This window comes from Flavobacterium sp. CF108, assembly GCF_900129795.1.
Classification (GTDB): domain Bacteria; phylum Bacteroidota; class Bacteroidia; order Flavobacteriales; family Flavobacteriaceae; genus Flavobacterium.
The window spans coordinates 568731-589217 of the sequence record NZ_FQWW01000001.1; the positions used below are offsets into that span (position 1 = coordinate 568731).

18 protein-coding genes are annotated in these 20487 nt (G+C 34.1%); 5 read left to right on the forward strand and 13 right to left on the reverse strand.

All coding sequences use genetic code 11. The features are described 5' to 3' along the window. Window positions 1-62 precede the first annotated feature (62 nt). Window positions 63-980 carry an EamA family transporter gene (locus tag BUE10_RS02520; protein WP_073483019.1) on the reverse strand — a complete coding sequence of 306 codons (918 nt, stop codon included), beginning with the start codon at window positions 978-980 and terminating at the stop codon, window positions 63-65. 98 nt (window positions 981-1078) lie between these two features. Between BUE10_RS02520 and BUE10_RS02525 the strand changes: the two genes are divergently transcribed. Further along, complete coding sequence (locus tag BUE10_RS02525; RefSeq protein ID WP_073482017.1) at window positions 1079-2503, forward strand: aminotransferase-like domain-containing protein; 1425 nt, start codon at window positions 1079-1081, stop codon at window positions 2501-2503. A gap of 408 nt (window positions 2504-2911) precedes the next feature. Here BUE10_RS02525 and BUE10_RS02530 read toward each other — a convergent pair whose 3' ends face one another. From BUE10_RS02530 to BUE10_RS02555, 6 genes are all read right to left on the reverse strand, one after another. After that, entirely contained in the window at window positions 2912-3859 is a 948-nt protein-coding gene (locus BUE10_RS02530) for a bestrophin family protein (RefSeq protein WP_073482020.1), read from the reverse strand. A gap of 47 nt (window positions 3860-3906) precedes the next feature. After that, window positions 3907-4626, reverse strand: a complete 720-nt coding sequence (locus tag BUE10_RS02535) for an adenine nucleotide alpha hydrolase family protein (protein WP_073482023.1) — start codon at window positions 4624-4626, stop codon at window positions 3907-3909. A 77-nt stretch (window positions 4627-4703) separates the two neighbouring features. Continuing rightward, window positions 4704-6107 carry a sensor histidine kinase gene (locus BUE10_RS02540; protein WP_073482026.1) on the reverse strand — a complete coding sequence of 468 codons (1404 nt, stop codon included), beginning with the start codon at window positions 6105-6107 and terminating at the stop codon, window positions 4704-4706. A 1-nt stretch (window position 6108) separates the two neighbouring features. After that, window positions 6109-6783, reverse strand: coding sequence for a response regulator transcription factor (locus tag BUE10_RS02545; protein ID WP_073482029.1), 675 nt, complete (start codon window positions 6781-6783; stop codon window positions 6109-6111). A gap of 166 nt (window positions 6784-6949) precedes the next feature. Next, complete coding sequence (locus BUE10_RS02550; RefSeq protein ID WP_073482032.1) at window positions 6950-7570, reverse strand: outer membrane beta-barrel protein; 621 nt, start codon at window positions 7568-7570, stop codon at window positions 6950-6952. A 111-nt stretch (window positions 7571-7681) separates the two neighbouring features. Further along, window positions 7682-8962 (reverse strand): BamA/TamA family outer membrane protein, encoded by a 1281-nt coding sequence (locus BUE10_RS02555; RefSeq protein ID WP_073482035.1) that lies wholly within the window; start codon window positions 8960-8962, stop codon window positions 7682-7684. A 234-nt stretch (window positions 8963-9196) separates the two neighbouring features. On the opposite strand from BUE10_RS02555, the gene BUE10_RS02560 reads away from it, so the two are divergent. Beyond that, window positions 9197-9670 carry a hypothetical protein gene (locus tag BUE10_RS02560; RefSeq protein ID WP_143055966.1) on the forward strand — a complete coding sequence of 158 codons (474 nt, stop codon included), beginning with the start codon at window positions 9197-9199 and terminating at the stop codon, window positions 9668-9670. Window positions 9671-9739: 69 nt separating this feature from the next. On the opposite strand, the gene aspA is transcribed toward BUE10_RS02560, so the two are convergent. Continuing rightward, complete coding sequence (aspA, locus tag BUE10_RS02565; RefSeq protein ID WP_073482041.1) at window positions 9740-11149, reverse strand: aspartate ammonia-lyase; 1410 nt, start codon at window positions 11147-11149, stop codon at window positions 9740-9742. A gap of 135 nt (window positions 11150-11284) precedes the next feature. Between aspA and BUE10_RS02570 the strand changes: the two genes are divergently transcribed. Then, entirely contained in the window at window positions 11285-11863 is a 579-nt protein-coding gene (locus BUE10_RS02570; RefSeq protein WP_073482043.1) for a pentapeptide repeat-containing protein, read from the forward strand. Between the two features lie 144 nt (window positions 11864-12007). On the opposite strand, the gene BUE10_RS02575 is transcribed toward BUE10_RS02570, so the two are convergent. From BUE10_RS02575 to glyA, 4 genes are all read right to left on the reverse strand, one after another. Beyond that, window positions 12008-12505 (reverse strand): GNAT family N-acetyltransferase, encoded by a 498-nt coding sequence (locus BUE10_RS02575; protein ID WP_073482046.1) that lies wholly within the window; start codon window positions 12503-12505, stop codon window positions 12008-12010. A gap of 18 nt (window positions 12506-12523) precedes the next feature. Then, window positions 12524-13564: a GMP reductase gene (locus BUE10_RS02580; RefSeq protein WP_073482050.1), complete on the reverse strand. Its 1041-nt coding sequence runs from the start codon at window positions 13562-13564 to the stop codon at window positions 12524-12526. A gap of 250 nt (window positions 13565-13814) precedes the next feature. Further along, window positions 13815-14408: a MiaE family protein gene (locus tag BUE10_RS02585; protein WP_053472194.1), complete on the reverse strand. Its 594-nt coding sequence runs from the start codon at window positions 14406-14408 to the stop codon at window positions 13815-13817. A gap of 133 nt (window positions 14409-14541) precedes the next feature. After that, the gene (gene glyA / locus BUE10_RS02590) at window positions 14542-15816 is read right to left on the reverse strand and encodes a serine hydroxymethyltransferase (protein WP_073482052.1); all 1275 of its coding nucleotides are present in this window, start codon (window positions 15814-15816) and stop codon (window positions 14542-14544) included. A 109-nt stretch (window positions 15817-15925) separates the two neighbouring features. Here glyA and fahA point away from each other — a divergent pair, with 109 nt between their 5' ends. Next, window positions 15926-17209: a fumarylacetoacetase gene (gene fahA / locus BUE10_RS02595; RefSeq protein WP_073482055.1), complete on the forward strand. Its 1284-nt coding sequence runs from the start codon at window positions 15926-15928 to the stop codon at window positions 17207-17209. A gap of 468 nt (window positions 17210-17677) precedes the next feature. Here the strand turns inward: fahA and BUE10_RS02600 are convergent, their stop codons facing one another. Next, the gene (locus BUE10_RS02600; protein ID WP_073482057.1) at window positions 17678-18718 is read right to left on the reverse strand and encodes an agmatine deiminase family protein; all 1041 of its coding nucleotides are present in this window, start codon (window positions 18716-18718) and stop codon (window positions 17678-17680) included. A 187-nt stretch (window positions 18719-18905) separates the two neighbouring features. On the opposite strand from BUE10_RS02600, the gene BUE10_RS02605 reads away from it, so the two are divergent. Beyond that, on the forward strand, window positions 18906-20426 hold the full coding sequence (locus tag BUE10_RS02605) for a choice-of-anchor I family protein (RefSeq protein WP_073482060.1): 1521 nt from the start codon (window positions 18906-18908) through the stop codon (window positions 20424-20426). Window positions 20427-20487: the final 61 nt, after the last annotated feature.

A 20487-nucleotide genomic window follows, 5' to 3' on the forward strand; every position in this document is an offset into this window, starting at 1 on the left:
TAAAACCCTGTTAAGATTCTCGTAATTTTACATTTTAAACCAATAAAAATACAAGAGTTACTTTACTGAGAATCTTTAGACGACAGGATATATTTTTGTTTTATGGCAAAAATATGATGTGAATTAAAAACTAACACTGCAATAAAAATAATGCCATATGCTATAATTTGTATAATCCCAAATGGTTCTTTATAAAAAAACATGGCCAGTAAAAAAGCAATCATTGGGTTGATATTTAAAAGCATCCCAACGGTTGAAGAATTTATTCCTGAAAGTGCATATAAATTAAGAAACAGCGGGAAAATGGTAAACAAAATGGCAATAGTTTCAATACAGAAATAAAACCTAAATTCTGTTGGAATTGGTCCGCTGTAAGCAGGGAAAAAAGGTACTAAAAATAAAGCCGCCAAAGTAATATGAAACGTTAGGACTATAAATTTATCAAAACCTTTGTTAACGCGCTGACTTACTAAATATGCGGCATAAGTAAAGCCAATTATGATGCTGAAAAACATATCCATTATGTTGGCGTAAGACAAAAGAATACAGCCTGAAATACTTAATCCAACTGCAATCCATTGTGTTTTACTTAGTTTTTCGTGCAAAATAAAATACGCCAGTAATGTGGTTAAAATTGGGCAGACCAAATACGCCAAAGATGTGGCTTTTACGCTGACATGATTCATAACATAAATAAAAGTGAACCAATTGGCCATTAGAAAAACGCTTCCGCCAATATTTAATAAAGCTGATTTTCTCTTTTCTGCTTTTGGCATTGCTTTAAAAGCTGCTATGGCTTCTTTGGCTTTTTTTCGTCTAAATGTAACAGAAATCAGGAGCATTAAAATGCTGCAGCTGAAAACACGGTAGAATAAAATATCTAATGAAGGGTAATCATGTATTGGTTTTAAGACCAAACTGAAAAATCCCCAGATTACAAAACAGGTAATGGCAGCAATATAATATTTCGTTGTTTTCACGACAATTTCTTTTTTGTTTTTGAATAAACAAATTTCTAAAAAATAAAATAGCAATACAGATACAGTTTTTATAAATTGCAGCATAACAGTTTATTTTTATGAAGAGTTCAAATTACTTGTACTTACAGTTTGCCGATGTTATAGAAAATCAGATAAAATCAGGGCTTTTAAGTGTTGGAGACAAACTGCCTTCGATACGGGAAGTCTGTGCCGAAACGGGCTACAGCATGAGTACGGTAAGCAAAGCGTATTATGAAGTTGAAAGTAGATCGCTGATTGAATCGCGCCCGCAATCTGGTTATTATGTGAGTAATATTTCGGCACGAATAATTGCAGAACCTTCTGCAAGTACTCCTATTTTAACCGTTGAAAATATTGAACGCGAAGATTTAGTCGATTTGGTTTATGGCGATATGCGCAAAAAAAACCTAACGATGCTTTCGCTTGGTTTTCCTTCAAATGAATTACTTCCAATTGCTAAACTGAATAAAGGAATGGTTCAGGCCATGCGCCAATTACCCAACAGTGGTACAAGTTATGAGGAAATTCAGGGAAATAGTAATTTACGAAAAGAGATTGCGCGCTGGTCGTTTACCTGGGGCGGTTCTTTGACGGAAGATGATATTATTACAACTCCGGGCTGTATTTCTGCTATTTCAGATTGTTTATTGACTTTGACCAAACCAGGAGATACAATTATTACCGAAAGTCCGGTTTATTTTGGTATTTTGCAATTGGCCAGTTCTTTAGGTTTGCATGTAATGGAACTTCCTACGAACATGACAACGGGAATTGAACTGGAAGCAGTTAAAAAAACACTTTCCAGCAATAAAATAAAAGCCTGTGTTTTGATGAGTAATTTTAGCAATCCGTCGGGAAGTATGCTGCCAAATGAACATAAAAAAGAAATTGTGCGCTTAATGGATTTTTATAATGTTCCATTAATTGAAGATGATATTCACGGCGATTTGTACTTTGGCGCAAGCCGACCTACTAACTGCAAAACTTATGACGAAAGCGGAATTGTGCTTTGCTGTAGTTCTGTTTCTAAAAGTCTGGCTCCGGGTTATCGCGTTGGCTGGGTTTCGCCTGGGAAATTTAAAAAAGAAGTTTTAAGAACAAAATTATATCATACGATCTCCTCGCCTACTATTACACATGAAGTTGTGGGCGATTTTTTGAAAAATGGACGTTATGAAAATCATCTTCGTAAGATTCGCCAAATCCTGAATAAAAATTGCAATAATTATATCAATACGGTTTTAGAATCTTTTCCGGAAGGAACAAAAGTGAGTCAGCCTCAGGGCGGATTTTTTCTTTGGGTCGAATTAGATCAAAAAATTGATACGGCTGCTTTTTATCATTTGGCTTTAAAACATAACATTAGTATTGCGCCGGGAAGGATTTTTTCTTTTCAAAATCAGTTTTCAAATTGTATGCGTTTGAGTTTTGGGCTTCCGTGGAGTAATGAATTGAGGGAATCTATTCGGACTTTGGGAAGATTGGCGGCAAAACAGTTGTAAAGTCATTGCGAGGAACGAAGCAATCTCACTTGCTAAATCAAACTTTGTGTCTTATTGTTAGTGAGATTGCTTCGTTCCTCGCAATGACAAAACTATGTGCTTTTAAAAATAAAAAAACTTAGAATAGCATCTCCAATTAATATAGCCCGTGGTTTCAACCACGGGGACGCAGAGTATGACATTGTATTGTCATTACATTGCGCTCCAGTGGTTGAAACCACGGGCTATGTTTAAAATGTTTGCGTTTATAATCTTTATCGATTTGTTAGTGAGATTGCTTCGTTCCTCGCAATGACAAAAACTCAGAACCTTAGCAACTTAGAATCTTAGCAACTCCAAAAAAAAAGCTGGACAGCGCTAACCAATACACTGTCCAGCCAACAATTAAAGAAGACCAAAATTAAAGTCTTATAACACGAAATAAGCGTCTTTTTCGACTTTCTTAGGTTCGTCGTCTAGGTGGAATTCTTTTAGAATATCAAATTCGCTTTGATATTCGTTTAGCATTTGTTTGATATTTTTTTCGATTGTGTTTGCAATTGTTGTAACCGGCGTATCGGTTGGTCTGTTTTCAAACGGATCCTGTAAATGAATCGCCATTCTTTCGATCAAAAAGAAAGCGGCAGCAATTGCAGTAATCAACGGAATCGCAAACCAGCTCAATACACTTGTCAGCCCAAAAGGCAGTAACAAAATAAATAAACACAAGGTTAATCGAATGTACATGCTGTAGGTAGTTGGGAAAATCGTGTTCTTGATTCTCTCGCATTTCCCCATTTCATCGCATAATCGCGATAATGTATTATCGATTTCAACTTGCTGATACATGTTGATTTTTTTCTCGTTTTTAGCATTTTTAAGATCACGTGCATGAAGCATTAAAATAGCATTAGGAACATTTTGATGGTTTTTGATATATCTAATTTCATCTTCGCTCATTAAACCTTTTAAGGGTTTTACAGCATCTTTGTTTCGAAGTGCCTGACCTAAACTATAACACCATGCAATTTGTCTTTTGGCAAAATTCTCTTTGAATTCGCTTGCTTCTACAGAAAAATCAGGATCTTTATAAAATGTCAAAACCTGACGTATTAAGGTCCTGGAATCGTTTACAACAGCGCCCCAAACAATTCGTGCTTCCCACCAGCGATCATAAGCCTGATTCGACTTAAAGGCTAATAATAAGGAAATAATAGTTCCAATCATGGTTGGAATCGCAATTGGAATATCTACAGGAAGGGTGACAAAATAGTGATGAAAAATTTCGAACAATACGGTATAGGCAATCACTAAAGCCATTTCTACTTTAATTTTCCCGAGAACGTACTTCATTGGTATTCTTTTCTTTAATAACATATTTTCGGTTTTAATTAAATTAATATTTGTTTAGAAGAAATCGGGTTTTATACGGTTTCTTCATATAATGAAAGTACCGGAAGTCCCAGTTTATCATTAATGTTTTGTTTTTTTACTTTTTTAAATTTGATTTTTTCGCCTTTGCGGGTTTCTACCAAAAGGTCAATTTCATATTTTGAAATGGCTTCGGTTAAATAAGGTGCCGCTGCTTCGTAATTGTCATCAATTTTTGAAGTCTGGCTTACAATTTCATAAGAGAAATTTTCATTTAAAAACTGCTGTACATCTTTTACATGAACATTTGCAGCGCTGTTTTCTATATAAAGTGCTTTTGTAAAATCTTCTTTAAAATCGTTTCCTAAATGCAGGATTGGACATTTTTGATTTGCCGCTAATTGCACTAAATATTGATGAATACGTTTTGTTTCCTGTTTATAAGAGTGCGTTAAAACGACTAATTTTACAGCAAAATGCTCGATGATTCCTCTAAAAATTGGAGACGAAAGTCCGTATTGATTGTGAATTTTAATTTTGCAGTTTTTAGTATGATCAATCATATATCTGCAGGTTTCGAGAACTTCTTCCTGACTTTTGGTAAGTCCGGTTCTCATTTCACGTAAAAAATTAGAAGATGAAAAAGCATCTGGAGTCTCAGAAACCATCATTAAAACAATTTCACAGTCTGATTCTTTTGCCTGACTAATAGCTGATTTTACAGCAGAAATTGTATCATCTTTTAAAGTAGTAGGTATTAGGAAATTTTTCATATGTATAATCTTTTAGTTTATACATACAAAATAAGGGGCTGAAAATTAGAAGGGTATTAATCTTAAATTAGAATTTTCTAAGATTCAACATTAGATTTTTTAATGTTGGCCTTTTTAGGATTTATCTTTTTAAAGATAATTGTTACGATCGTTCCTTTGTTTTGTTCCGACTGTACTTGTATTTCACCATCGTGCATACGAATGATTTTTGATGCCAGCGGCAATCCTAAACCGTAACCAATATATTTGGCTGCAATTTTTCCTCTAAAGAAAGGTTCGTACAAATGCGGAATATCTTCTGGCGGAATTCCAATCCCGATATCGTTAATCGAAATTCTAATCGCATCCTGATTGGCAGAAAGGGTTACAAACACTTCATTATTATCGGAATACTTTACGCCATTGGTAATAATATTATTGATTGCCAGTTCTAAAAGCGGTTTATTACACGGAATTAAAAGCAGATTAGAATCTTTTGGTGCAAAATTCATTTTAATGCTGACACGATTATCAGGATAAATTTTATCTAAATCTGATTTTACTTCTAATAACAATTCATCGATTCTGGCAATATCTAAAACCTGTTTGTTTCCGTCGTAACCCGTTTGTGTCAGTTTTAATAAACTTTCGGTCAGGTTTCCTAATCTTGATGCCTGACTGTAAATGTTTTGTAATGATTCGACATATTCTGAGACTTCACGTTCTTTCAACAGCATAATTTCAGATTCGGCAATAATGGTTGTAATTGGTGTTTTTAATTCGTGTGAAGCATTATTAATAAAGTTAGCCTGAATTTCAAAAGAAGTTTCGAGTCGGTCTAACATATCATTAAACGTTTCTGTCAAATCTGAAATTTCATCCGAGTTTTTCACTTCCGGAAGTCGGTTATGAAGATTTGAAGCACTGATTCGGTTTACTTCTTTGGTAATTCTTGCTACAGGATTAATGACTCTTTTTGCCAAAAAACGACCTAAAAAGAATGCCAGAAGTATAAAACCTATGCCTCCAAAAAGTAATATTTTTATAATATATATAGAGGTTGTTTTTCCGCGACGGTCACGCGCGCCTACAATTACAATGTATTTTTGCTTGCTTTCGGTAAAAACCTGCCCGAGATAATATTTGCTGTTAACTTCAAAATAGTCTTTTCCGGTTGACAGAATATTAGAATAAAACTTATTTGGAAGATTTAGTTTTGTGTTGTAATCAAAACTATTGGCACTGTTAATTTTAAGAACATATTCTTCTTCTTCAATAAGTTCTTCCAGTCCGTTTTTCTTTAAATTACTATAGTATTTGCTTTTTTCCGGATCGTGCTGAAAGTGAATTGATGCTACAATTTTGGCACGGTCTTCTAACCTTTTCAAAAAATGGTAACGGTTATTTTCCCTAAATAAAACGAATACTATTATACTCAATAGCAACGTACTAAAGGTAGAAAGTGCTACATAAGTAAAAGTAATTTTTTTTCTAATATCCATTCTATGGCTTTATAACATAACCTAAACCTTTCATGGTATGAATAAGTTTGGTTTTAAAAGGTTTATCAACTTTTTTTCTTAAATACGTAATATATACATCGACAACATTGGTGTTCATATCAAAATTAATATCCCATACGTTATCTAAAATCTGATCGCGGGAAACGATTCTTCCTGCATTTTTTCCCAGATAATACAGTAATTTAAACTCTTTTGCGGTTAAAATTATCGATTCTCCTTCTCTTTTAACTGTTTTGGCACGTCCGTTTATTTCTAAATCGCCAATTGTAATAACATCGATTTTATCCGTTTCCTGATGTGCTCTTCTATGTAAAGCATTTATTCTTGCGTCGAGTTCTCCAAATTTAAAAGGCTTAACCAAATAATCATCGGCACCGGAGTTAAGGCCGGTAACAATGTTTTCTGAAGTTCCCAGAGCTGTTAAAAGTAAAATGGGTACAAAGTTTTTACTGGCGCGAAGTCTGCGGCAAATCTCGATTCCGTTAATATCCGGTAACATAACGTCTAAAACGACAACATCAAAGTTATAATTGTGAATCATTTCAAGGGCAGTTGTACCGTCCATAGCCACACTAACTTCGTTGTTATTTTCGGCAAATCCTTTCCGTAAAATCGATAAAAGATTTGGTTCGTCTTCGACTATTAGTAACTTCATATTAATTTGTATATACAACAAAAATAAGGATTGAGTTCAAAAATCTTATTCATAATAGTTATAAATTATGATTTAATTATGAACAACGGCTTTAAAAAGCATAAAAAAAGCACCCGCTTTTACGAATGCTTTCATATCCTTTTTTAATAAAATTTGGAAATTCTTTCTAATTTTTAAAATTAAAACTCAATACTGCTCCAAGTCCAAATTGGAAAGTAGAAACATAATCATCAACTGCAACCGGACCAAAATAATAACTCCAATAATAACTCTCTCCAACTGCTGCTGACATCGATTGTAAATAAGCGTTAATATTTACAGAAACGGTCGAAGCGGTTTTAATCTTTACTCCAGCCTTTACATCCCAGGCAAAATAAGTACCGCTTCCGCTTTGAGGTGTTTCTAAAATACTAACTCCAGCTCCTGCCCCCAAATAAGGCAATAAATTTGATCCTGTATCAAAATAATGGGTAAAATCTGCGAGAATAAAATTGGAAGCACCTTTATCGTGTCCGGCATTAATCTGGTTTCCTGCCGGAGCATAAAAAGGTATTTTAACATCTGATCTTAAATACTTTAATTCAACAGAATTATTTGTCGAAAAGAAATATTCAAATCCTGCTCCATATTGAAATCCATCTTCAATGGTTGCAGAATAACCGTCGTAATCCAGCTCATCAGAAAAATTATAACCGCCATACAAATTAAGCGAAAAAGACCTTGCATCCTGAGCCTGCATTCCTATCGCCGACAGGAATACAGCTAATAATAAACTGTACTGTTTCATAAATTATGTGTTTGAAAGTTAAATGGTACATCAAATTTAAGTTTTTTATTGTAAATTCCTACATTTTAAAACATAAAATTCAATATATCAAACACTTAACAAAACGAAACATTAAAAAGTTTCACCTGCATTTAGGTAAAATCCTTTCGAATTATTACCCCACGCATTCTCGACAACAAGATTAGTACGAGTTTTTTTATCAATTAATATTCGTAGGCCAAGTCCAACTGCTGGCTGGATTGCATGAAAAAGTGATACATCATTGTCTTTGTTACTTGCTGTTACAAAATTGGTAAAAGCTACACCACTAAACATTTGATTGCAGGTTATGGGAAACCTGAATTCTGTTGAAAGATATACAAGTCCATTTCCTCTAAATAATCCTTGTGTGTAACCTTCTCCGCTCCTGCTTCGCTGATCCCAGCCAATTGCGGGCAGATTTAAATACGGAACATCGCCTCTTGTTACAAACTGTCCGTAAGCCCAAATTCCGAGAATGTAACGTGGATTTTTCTGCGAAAGCGGAATAAAACTTCGATATTCTGCATACAAAACGTTGCTGTATTTTTGATTGTCAAAAAATACCGGATTAAAACGATAATTGATATTCGCAAACCAGCCTCTGGAAGAATTTACCTGATTGTCTCTCGAATCGTAAACCATATTAAAACTTACTCCGGTTAGAAAATATTCTAAATTATCAAAACCATGTTCCTGATTGTAATTATAATGATAGGTTAGATTTCCGTTTTCAACATCTAATTCTTTGTCTTTTATATTGGTGTACCAATCGATATTGATTCCTGCGCCTACATAAAAATTCTTTCTTACTTCGAAAGAAGCGGTTTGATGAAATTTGAAATAATTATAATCCATTTCCTGTGCCAAAGAATCAACGCTAAAACCAGGTTCCTGATCGTGATGCGGCGGAATTATATCAGTTCCGAGTCCGTAGTTGGGTTGCGAAAATATATAAAGCCTGTAATCGCCGCTTAAAAAGATTCGGTTATTTTTTAGCAGAATATTGTTTTTGACATTAATCAGCCATTGCTTTTTTACAGTATACGTTATGCCCAGATTTGCGACTGAATATTTATCTGATTCTTGTTTTCCTTTAAAAGTATACTGTGCCACGGCTCCAAAAAAGAATCCCGTTGCGGGCTGTGAACCAATTGCGGGAATTACGAGGAAAAAGTTGTTTTTTGTGGGTTTAACCACTAAAGTAGAATCGGTTTTTTTAAAGATTTCTAAAATAGTTTTGGGAGGACATATTTCTTTGTTTTGAGAATCTGTTTCGGTTTGAGCAATTAGAAATAATGGAAATAGAAATAGAAAAAGCAGAACTGCCATTTTAATTTTATGCTGAAAACTTATTTTTTTTAAGAATTTCATTCGGCAAAAATTTTAATTTCTATTTAAAAAATCAAACCTCTTGTAAATATAACTCTTATTTTCAACATTTTTCAGAACAAAACATTCGGAATACCTCTTTCAATAAAATCTTATTCTGCAATTTTTTAAACTTTTACAATCAAAACGAATTTACAGTTGAAATTAATTTTGCAAAATGTTTTAAGAAACATAAATATTTCATTTAAAAACATTTACAAAAAAATAGATACTATAATGAAAAATACTTTTGAATTTAAACTTCCTCATTTTCCAACTGATAATTTTGAATTTGAAAATAATATCTTTTCAGGAAAAGCAACATTAAAACAAAACGGAGTTATTGTAGAACAAAGTAAAGAAAGAGGAAAACCTTTTTTAATAAAAAGAGTTAATGATGAAATTGTAGAAGCTTTTCCTAAAATGAACATTCCGGATATTTCTACGCAGGTATTGAGCATAGACGGAAAAAGATGTGTTATGGCTGCCCAATTAAAATGGCATGAATATATAATTGGTGCACTGTCTTTTCTTTCCTTTTTTAGCGTAGGTGCAATTGGCATTATTGTGGGAAGCACCGCTACTATTATTAATTATAATTTTTTCAGAGAAAATACTTCCCCAAAACATAAATATCTTAAAGTTTTTGGAGTAAACATAATTTGTTTGATTTTATATTTAATAGCAGTAAATCTAAAAATGAATCAATAAATAATTAAGGAATTTAGAAAAAAGCCGCAAGTAAATTGACGGCTTGTTATTATATTTTTTATAGCAATTTTACTTTGTGATAAATTTTGGATGAATTAAATTTTCTAAAGAATAGATTTCATCCCATTTTTCCTGTGTAATCAGCTTTCTTTCTAAAACAGCAATTTGATGTACACTTTTGTTTGTTTTTAAAGCTTCGCCCGCAATACTCGCACTTTCTTCGTAACCAATAATTGGATTTAACTGTGTCACGATTCCTATACTGTTCATGACCATATTATAACAGTGGTCAACATTTGCAGTGATTCCGTTAATACATTTGTCAATTAAGGTTTGAATGGCATTTGAAAGATAATCTAAAGATGTAAACATCGCAAAAGCAATAACGGGTTCCATTACATTCAATTGCAATTGCCCTGCTTCTGCCGCCATTGTTACGGTTAAATCCTGACCAATTACATAAAAACAAGTTTGATTTACGACTTCTGGAATTACCGGATTTACTTTCCCCGGCATAATTGATGAACCTGGCTGGCGTGCCGGTAAATTGATTTCGTTTAAACCTGTTCTTGGCCCTGAACTCAACAATCGTAAATCGTTACAAATTTTAGAAATTTTAACTGCCGAACGTTTTAAAGTTCCCATAATCTGAACATAAGCTCCGGTATCGACCGTTGCTTCGATTAAATCTGGTGAAAGTGTTAAAGGAATTCCAACTTCTTTGGCTAAATAAGCAACACAAATTTCAGGATAACCTTCTGGTGCATTTACTTTTGTTCCAATGGCTGTTGCTCCCATATTGATTTCCAAAAGTAAGTCCTGAGCATTTTTTAAGCGTTGTATATCTTCGCCAATTGTTGTGGCGTAGGCTTTAAATTCCTGTCCTAAAGTCATGGGAACAGCATCTTGCAATTGTGTTCTTCCCATTTTCAGCACTTCTTTAAACTCCACTCCTTTTTTGGCAAAAGCAACTTCTAAGCCTGCAAGTGTTTTAATAAAGCTGTCCATTTTTAAATACAAAGCAATTCTAAATGCCGATGGATAGGCATCGTTTGTAGATTGTGAACAGTTTACATGATTATTTGGATGAAGGAAATTATATTCGCCTTTTTTATGACCTAAATATTCTAATCCGATGTTTGCAATTACTTCATTGGCATTCATGTTAACAGAAGTTCCTGCGCCGCCCTGAATTAAATCGCTTACAAACTCATCATTAAATTTTCCGGCAATAACCTGATCGCTTCCATAGCAAATGGCTTCGGCAATTTTTGGATCGATGGCGCCACAATCTTTATTAGCTAAGGCCGCAGCTTTTTTTACATATCCTAAAGCTTTGATAAACAAAGGTTCTTTTGAAATGGGAATTCCGGTAATATTGAAGTTTTCTACCGCTCTAAAAGTTTGGATTCCGTAGTACAGATGATTCGGAATTTCTAATTCTCCTAAAAAATCATGCTCCTTTCTTGTTGGTTCCATATAATTAAAATTGATGTTTTTTAACTTAAAAAATAAGCGTAAAGCTACATCAAATTCTAAATTTTGTTCACAACTTTTACTTAATATTTTGGCTTAAATTACTACCTTTTCGGTCTTAAAAAATTCAAAATAAACTTGAAAAAAGAGAGCGAATATTTTCTTGATAAAGAATATAATACGATTATTTATGCCAAAGACGATCTTAATTTTAAAGATTTCGAATGCTGTGTTTTTAATAATTGTAATTTTTCTGCCTGCACTTTTTTAGCCGTTACTTTTATCGATTGTGTTTTTAACGACTGCATTTTTACTGAGGCAAAAATTAATTACGTCGCTTTTAGAACCGTGACTTTTAACCAATGCGAAATTAAAGAGGTAAATTTTGCCATGTGTGATAAACTGATTTTTGAAGTTCGTTTTAATGACTGCATTCTTGATTTTTCAAAATTTTATACTTTAAAAATAAAAGGAACACCATTTACGAATTGCAGTTTAATTGCAGTTGATTTTATGGCCGCAGATCTCACAGGCGTTTTATTTGATAATTGCGATTTATACCGTTCAGAATTCGATAGAGCCATCGCCAATAAAACCGATTTTAAAACGAGTTATAATTATACGATTGATCCATCTAAAACTAAACTTAAAAAGGCTGTTTTTGCTTTGAAGGAATTGAAAGGATTATTGTTTAAGCATGATATTCTTGTAACGTAGTTTCTAATAAATAGAACACGGATGACACAGATTTGCTTCGCAAAGACACGGATTTAAACGGGTTTGATTTTTCAAATTATGATAAAAAAATCAGTTTTATCTGCGCTTTTGCGAAGCAAATCTGTGTCATCCGTGTTCTATTTATTAAAGCTTTTTCCCCATCACATAATCTTCCATTAAATAACCATTTCCAATTTCTATATCGACTGTTTCCTTAATTTCGAAACCTAGCTTTTTATAGAAATTTAATGCTGTATTAAAACGGTTTACGTTTAATAAAAGGGCTGTCGAATTGTTTTCTAAAGCTAATTTTTCAATGGATTCAAAAACTATTTTTCCGTAACCTTTTCCTTGTGTTTCCGGCAAAAGATAGATTTTATGAATTTTGGTTATGGCTTTATTATTATAATTATGCTCAATTCCGATAAATCCAATTGTTGATTCTGAGTCTGAAATTAGATAAAATAATTGTTCTTTATTCTCGATTTGCTTTGCTAAAGCTTCTTCTGAATAAAATAAACCCAGCATATAATCTAACTGTTCTTTAGTCAAAATTTCGCCGTAAGTAATTGGCCAAGTTATATTTGTGATTTCCTGAATTATTTTAATGTCACTTAAACCTGCTTCTGAAATGGTAATCATATTATATTCTAAAATATTTTAATTTGTAAAAATCTGATTTTCTTGTTCGCTTACGCGGATGAAAGTGGTACGCTTAGTAAGTTCTTTTAATTTTGACGCACCAACATACGTACAAGTGCTTCGTAATCCGCCTAAAATGTCTAAAACTGTAGCAATAACATTTCCTTTAAACGGAACTTTTACTGTTTTTCCTTCACTTGCTCTATATTCTGCAACGCCTCCAACATGTTTTTCCATTGCGGTTGCTGAACTCATTCCGTAGAACTGTTTGTATTTTTCGCCGTTTATTTCGATTAGCTCTCCTCCGCTTTCGGCATGTCCGGCAAGCATTCCGCCTAACATTACAAAATCTGAACCTGCACCAAAAGCTTTTGCAACGTCACCCGGAGTTGAGCAGCCGCCGTCGCTTATAATATGTCCGCCTAAACCGTGAGCTGCGTCGGCACATTCGATAATGGCAGAAAGCTGCGGATAACCAACGCCTGTTTTGACACGTGTGGTGCAGACAGAACCCGGCCCGATTCCCACTTTTACAATATCGGCTCCAGCCAAAAGTAATTCTTCGACCATTTCGCCTGTAACTACATTTCCGGCAATAATTACTTTATCGGGATATTGTTTTCGGGTTTGTTTTAGAAACTGAACAAAGTGTTCTGAATAACCGTTTGCAACATCAATACAAATAAATCTCAATAACGGATTTGCTGTAATTACTTTACCGATTTTATCAAAATCTTCTTTTCCGGTTCCAGTGCTTATGGCAATATAATTGTAGAAATCAGGCGTTACATTTTTCAAAAAACTATTCCATTCTTCTAAAGTGTAATGTTTGTGAATGGCGGTAAAAAGCTTTTCTTTTGCCAAAACCTGAGCCATTTCAAAAGTACCAACTGTATCCATATTGGCAGCCATTATAGGAATTCCTGTCCAATCTGAAGTGCTGTGTAAAAACTTAAAATTTCGTTCTAATGAAACTTCAGATCTGCTTTTGAGCGTTGACCTTTTTGGGCGAATCATTACGTCTTTAAATCCTAATTTCAGATCGGTTTCTATTCTCATGGCTTTGAATTTTGGTTACTTTCAAAGATAGGAATTTTTAGATTGCAGATTTTAGAATTTAGAATTTAGATTGCTAAACTTTGCGCTTAATTGGCACACGGATGACACGGATTCGCTTTCGCGAAAGCGCGGATTTTGTACGGATTTTTTAATTTGGTTTTGTTTCAAGTTTCACGTTTGTCACGTTGAGCGAAGTCGAAACGCGTTCCAATGAGAAACCTGAAACTTGAAACCTGAAACAAAACTAAAACTACCCGTGAATAGTTTCGTTTTTCCCATAATTTTTAATAATCGATTCTTCAAACTCCAGCCATTCTCTCCAGCGTTTTTCAACGTCGATTCCGGTTCCGTATTTACGTGCGTAAGTGATAAATGTGGTGTAATGTCCAGCTTCGCTTTCCATTAATTCTCTGTAGAAAACAGCTAATTCTTCATCTTGAATATTTTCAGATAAAACTTTGAAACGTTCGCAGCTTCTTGCTTCGATCATTGCTGAGAATAATAATCTTTCTACAAGACCTGAAACACGGCTTCCGTCACCGCTTTTTTTCATGTATTGGTATAGTTCGTTTACGTATTCGTCTTTACGTTCGCGTCCTAGTTTTAATCCTCTTTTGATGATGATATTGTGAACCTGCTCAAAATGATCGATTTCTTCTTTGGCTAAAGCCAATAAATCTTTTACCAAATCCTGATGTTCAGAGTTATTGGTAATAATTGTAATCGCATTTGTTGCTGCTTTTTGCTCGCACCAAGCGTGATCTGTTAAGATTTCTTCTATGTTTTTCTCAACGATATTTACCCATCTTGGATCGGTTGGCAATTGTAATCTTAATACGCCCATGTCATTTATTTTGTTTCAAGTTTGTTTTGTTTCAGGTTGCAGGTTTCTTAAAGCTAAAAAAGTTTAAAGTCATGTAATACGTTTATTTTCGCATTACAAAACTTTAAACTTGAAACCTGAAACTTTAAACTAATTAATATGCAAAAATCGGTCTTTCGCTCATTAATTCGTTTACTTGTTCAGCAACTTCTTCGATAACGTCTTCATTTGTATGATCAGTAAGAACTTTATCGATTAAAGCTACGATAGTTTCCATATCTTTTTCAACTAAACCACGAGTTGTGATTGCAGCTGTTCCAACACGAATTCCAGAAGTGATAAATGGTGATTTATCGTCAAATGGAACCATGTTTTTATTTACTGTAATTTCTGCTTTTACTAATGCGTTTTCAGCTTCTTTTCCAGAAATGTTTTTATTTCTTAAATCAATAAGCATCATGTGGTTATCAGTTCCGCCAGAGATAATGTTGTAACCTCTTTTTACGAAAGCATCTGCCATTGCGTTTGCATTTTTTTGTAATTGCATTGCATAAGTAAAGAATTCATCTTTTAATGCTTCACCAAAAGCAACAGCTTTAGCAGCAATAATGTGCATTAAAGGTCCACCTTGATTTCCTGGGAAAACAGCTAAGTCTAATAATGAAGACATCATTCTGATTTCTCCTTTTGGAGTTTTTAATCCTTGTGGGTTTTCGAAATCTTTCCCCATTAAAATCAAACCTCCACGAGGTCCGCGTAATGTTTTATGAGTCGTTGTAGAAACGATATGACAATGTGGAATTGGATCGTTTAATAATCCTTTTGCAATAAGACCTGCAGGGTGAGAAATATCAGCAAATAAAATTGCTCCTACGCTGTCAGCGATTTGTCTGAAACGAGCAAAATCCATATCACGAGAATATGCCGAAGCTCCTGCGATGATTAATTTTGGCTGTTCTTTAGTTGCAATTTCCTGAATTTTATCATAATCTAAACGACCAGTTTCAGCATCTACACCGTAAAAAACCGGACGGTATAAACGTCCTGAAAAGTTTACAGGAGAACCGTGCGTTAAGTGTCCACCGTGAGATAAATCGAAACCTAAAATAGTATCACCAGGATTTAAACAAGCATGATAAACAGCTGTATTTGCCTGAGAACCTGAGTGAGGCTGTACGTTTGCGTATTCAGCACCAAATAATTCTTTAGCTCTGTCAATAGCAATTTGCTCGATAACGTCAACTACTTCGCAACCGCCGTAGTATCTTTTGCCAGGATACCCCTCAGCATATTTGTTAGTTAAAACAGACCCTGCTGCTTCCATTACCTGATCACTTACAAAATTTTCTGAAGCAATTAGTTCTAATCCGTGAATTTGTCTATCTTTTTCTTCTAGAATAAGATCAAAAATTTGTTCGTCGCGTTGCATTTCTTCGTTTTTCGTTAATTTCCTGCAAAAATACAAAAAAACGTTTGTGATACTGTTAGATTATGATATATTTGACATGTAATTTTTCAACAAATAATTAACATCTCACATGCCAATAACCGCCAACGATACTAAAAGAAAATCATGGTTAGAAGTACCAGAAAATAGCGACTTCCCTATTCAAAACATCCCATTCGGTGTATTTCTTACCAAAGAAAATGTCGTTACAGTAGGAACTAGAATTGGCGATTATGCTATAGATTTAGGGGCTTTACAACAATTAAACTATTTTGAAGGAATAGATTTAACCGATGATATGTTTATGCAGGACACGCTTAATGATTTTATTTCTGATGGAAAAAAAACATGGCGTCTGGTACGAAATCGTATCGCAGAAATTTTCGACGAGACTAATTCACAACTTAGAGATTCAACAAAAGACCGCGATATTGTTATTTTTAATATCGACGATGTCGAAATGCAACTGCCCGTTTTAATTGGTGATTATACTGATTTTTATTCAAGCAAAGAACACGCTACAAACGTAGGTAAAATGTTCCGCGATCCAGAGAACGCGCTTCTTCCAAACTGGTTACATATTCCGGTTGGATATCACGGAAGAAGTTCTACAATTGTTCCGTCTGGAATTCCGGTTCACCGACCAATGGGACAAACGATGCCTGCCGGCGGAGATTATCCTGTTTTTGGTCCGTCCCGTTTAGTAGATTTCGAACTTGAAACTGCTTTTATTACTACTGATGTGAATATTATGGGAGAAAATATCCCAACGTATGAAACAGAAGATTATATTTTCGGGATGGTTTTATTGAATGACTGGAGCGCGCGCGATATTCAAAAATGGGAATATGTACCTCTTGGACCATTCTTAGCAAAAAACTTTGCAACGTCAATTTCTCCGTGGATTGTAACTATGGATGCTTTAGAACCTTTTAGAACAAAAGGGCCAAAACAAGATCCATCACCGCTTCCGTATTTACAAACAAAAGGAAAAAAAGCTTTTGATATTCATTTAGAGGTTTCAATTAAACCTGAAGATCAAGAAGAAACTGTGGTTTCAAAATCTAACTTTAAATATTTATACTGGTCAATGAGTCAGCAATTGGCACATCATACTTCAAACGGATGCCGTGTAAATTCTGGTGACATGATGGGATCAGGAACTATTTCGGGGCCAACTCCTGATAGTTTTGGTTCAATGTTAGAATTGACTTGGGGCGGAAAAAATCCGCTTACCTTAAAAGATGGAAGTGAACGTAAGTTTATTGAAGATAATGACACTGTAATCATTAGAGGTTTCTGTGAAAATACTGAAGTAAGAATTGGTTTTGGAGAAGTTTCTAGTCAATTGTTACCTCCCTTCATTAAACAATGAAGAGCAGATAAATTATCTGAAGAGATATAGAAATAAAAAACCTTGGTTATTGCCAAGGTTTTTTTTATGTTTTTTCTGCCACAGATTAAAAGGATTAGAAATGATTTTTTTTTACAGTTTATGTCATTTCACTTTTAAGGTTGGCTTATTCTGAATGTTTTGAATCTCGCAATCGCCAAGACGCAAAGTTTTTTTTAAGTTGCCTCCTGTTTTAACTGGAGGTATTTATTTGCTATAACGAAAAAAGGCTTTAGCCAAACTCATTTTTTAGCTAAAGCCCTTAATGTGACTTTATTTTCCCTCCAGTTAAAACTGGAGGCTATTTAATAAATTATAAAAACTTTGCGTCTTTGCGAGATTAAATCTGTATACAATACTTTGACGAAAAACTTTGTGGGACTTCGACTTCGCTCAGCCTGACAAGACTACTAAAAAAACTTCGTGTCTTTGTGTCTTCGTGGCAATAAGCTAAGCAGGAATCTGCTGACTTAAGCAATGTAATGTTCCGAATCCCCAGATAAAATCAATACAGTTTATCCCGATTACTTCTCTGTCTGGGAAACATTCTGACAATATATTTAGTGCTACACGATCGTTGCTGTCATTAAATGTTGGAACTAAAACGCAATTATTTAAAATTAAGAAATTAGCATAACTAGCAGGTAATCTTAAATCTTCAAAATCTACACGTTTTGGCATTGGTAAGGCTACAATAACTGGAGATTTTCCGTTTTCTAGTTTTGCGTTTTGCAAACGTTTCAAATTATCCTGCAAAGGTTTGTAATTTGAATCGTTTTTATCTGTTTCTACAATTGTTACGATAGTATCTTCATTTACAAATCGGCATAAATCGTCGATGTGACCGTGTGTATCATCGCCTTCTATTCCGTCTCCAAGCCAGATAACATTGGTAACTCCAAGATATTCTTTAAAAACAGCTTCGTAATCTTCTTTGGTAAAACCTTGATTTCTAACCTGAATTGTTGGATGCATTAAACATTCTTCAGAAGTCAATAAAGTTCCCCTTCCGTTTACATCAATTGCACCACCTTCAACTATTACAGCTTTTCCTTTATAAGTAACCTGAGTTAACGGTACATCAATAAAATCAGCAACTTTACCCGGAACAAATTTATCTAATTGATAGTTTTTATATTTTGCCCAACCATTGAAGTTGAAATTTAATGCTTCTCTTTTTGAACCATCTTTTACAATAATCGGCCCGGAATCACGCATCCAGCTTCTGTTGGTTTTATGAATTATATAGGAAACGTTTTTGATATTTACACGAGCTCTTTCAAGCATTTCGGCTACTTTTTCTTTTAGTTTTTCATCGGCTACGACCAAAAAAACAGTTTCAAACGTCGCTACTTTTTTAATAAATTCTACAAAAGCCCATTGAACTGCTTCGTATTTTCCCGGCCAGTCATTACCGTTATGCGGAAAACATAATACAATTCCTTGTTGTTTTTCCCACTCTGCTGGAAATCTTCTATTATTTGCTGCCATAAAAGGTTCTAATTTTTAAAAGTGTACAAAGATAAGCATTCGTTAGGATTTTAAAACATCTGATTAAAAATGATATATTATTTCACAAATAATATCTTCCAAAAATTAAGTTAAAGATTAAATAATGAAGGCTTAATATTTGACCGAGATTCGCTAATTACTTTTGGCGAAACTAAAAAACTAACAAATGAAAAAAGTAACTCTATCATTATTAGCAGCTTTATTTTTAATGGCTAGCTGTAATAACGATGAAAACTCTAACAACGAAGAACCAGAAGTTGTTGTAAATGAAAATCCTGCCACTTTTAAAGAAATTGGTTCGATTAAAATTGGAGATGCTGCTGCAGCAGAAATCTCTGCTTACTGCGAAAAAACAAAAAGACTTTTTACTGTAAATAACAGTGGAACTAATCAAATTGATGTTATTGATTTAGCTGATCCAACAAAACCGGTTAAAATTGGTAAAATTGATTTAGCTGTATACGAAGGTGCATCAAACAGTGTTTCTGTTTATGACGGAAAACTGGCTGTTGCTTTAGAATCAACGACAAACAAACAAGGAAACGGAAAAGTTGTGGTTTTTAATACAAGCGATTACAGCTTAATAAAACAAGTTACAGTTGGTGCATTACCAGATATGATTACATTTTCTGCTGACGGAAAATATATTATGACTGCTAATGAGGGTGAGCCAAATACTGATTATTCTCAAGATCCTAACGGAACTATTTCTATTATCGAAACTAGCAATTATAGTGTTACAACTCTTGATTTTGTTTCTTTCAGCAGTCAGGCAGCGGCATTGGCTAAAGACGGATTCAGAATTTCTAAGTTTGCTAAAAGCTTCGCTCAGGATATTGAACCAGAATACATTACAATTTCTGATGATTCAAAAACGGCTTGGGTAACTTTGCAGGAAAACAATGGTGTTGCAAAAGTGGATTTGGCTTCAAAAACTATTACTGCAATTTATCCTTTAGGATTAAAAGATTACAATACGGCAGAAAATGCTATTGATGTAAGTGATAGTGACGATAAAATTGCATTTGGCCCATGGAAAGTAAAAGGATTGTATATGCCGGATGCTATAAGCCATTTTTCTTCTAATAGTGTTCCTTATTTTGTTACAGCTAATGAAGGTGATGCGAGAGAATATGATGCTTATACTGACATTAAACGTATGAAAAGTTTGAAGCTTGATGCAACGGTTTTTCCTGATGCTGCTACTTTAAAACTAGACGCTAATTTAGGAAGATTGAATCTTATTACTGATATGGGAGATACTGATGGTGATGGAGATTTAGATGAAATGGTAAGTTTTGGTGCAAGATCATTCACTATCTGGAATGGAAACACTGGAAAAATTGTTTATGACAGTAAAAATGATGTTGACAAAAAAACAAATGAATTAGGAACTTACGATGACAAACGAAGTGATGATAAAGGTTCTGAACCAGAAGCTGTAGTTGTTACAAAAATGGGGAATCAAAATATTTTGTTTGTAGGTCTTGAAAGATCTGACGCTTTTATGACTTATGATGTTACGAATCCTGCTTCGCCTCAATATTTACAAACTGTAAAAACGGGAGATGCTCCAGAAGGTCTTCTTTATATTCCTGCTTCAAAAAGTCCAACTAAAAGAAGTTTAGTTGTTGTGAGCAGCGAAGGCGACGGAACTATAAAAATTTTCCAGCCAGATTTAAAATAACCAGTATTTTAAATATTAAAAAGGCGGTTTCAATAATTTGAAACCGCCTTTTATTTTATAT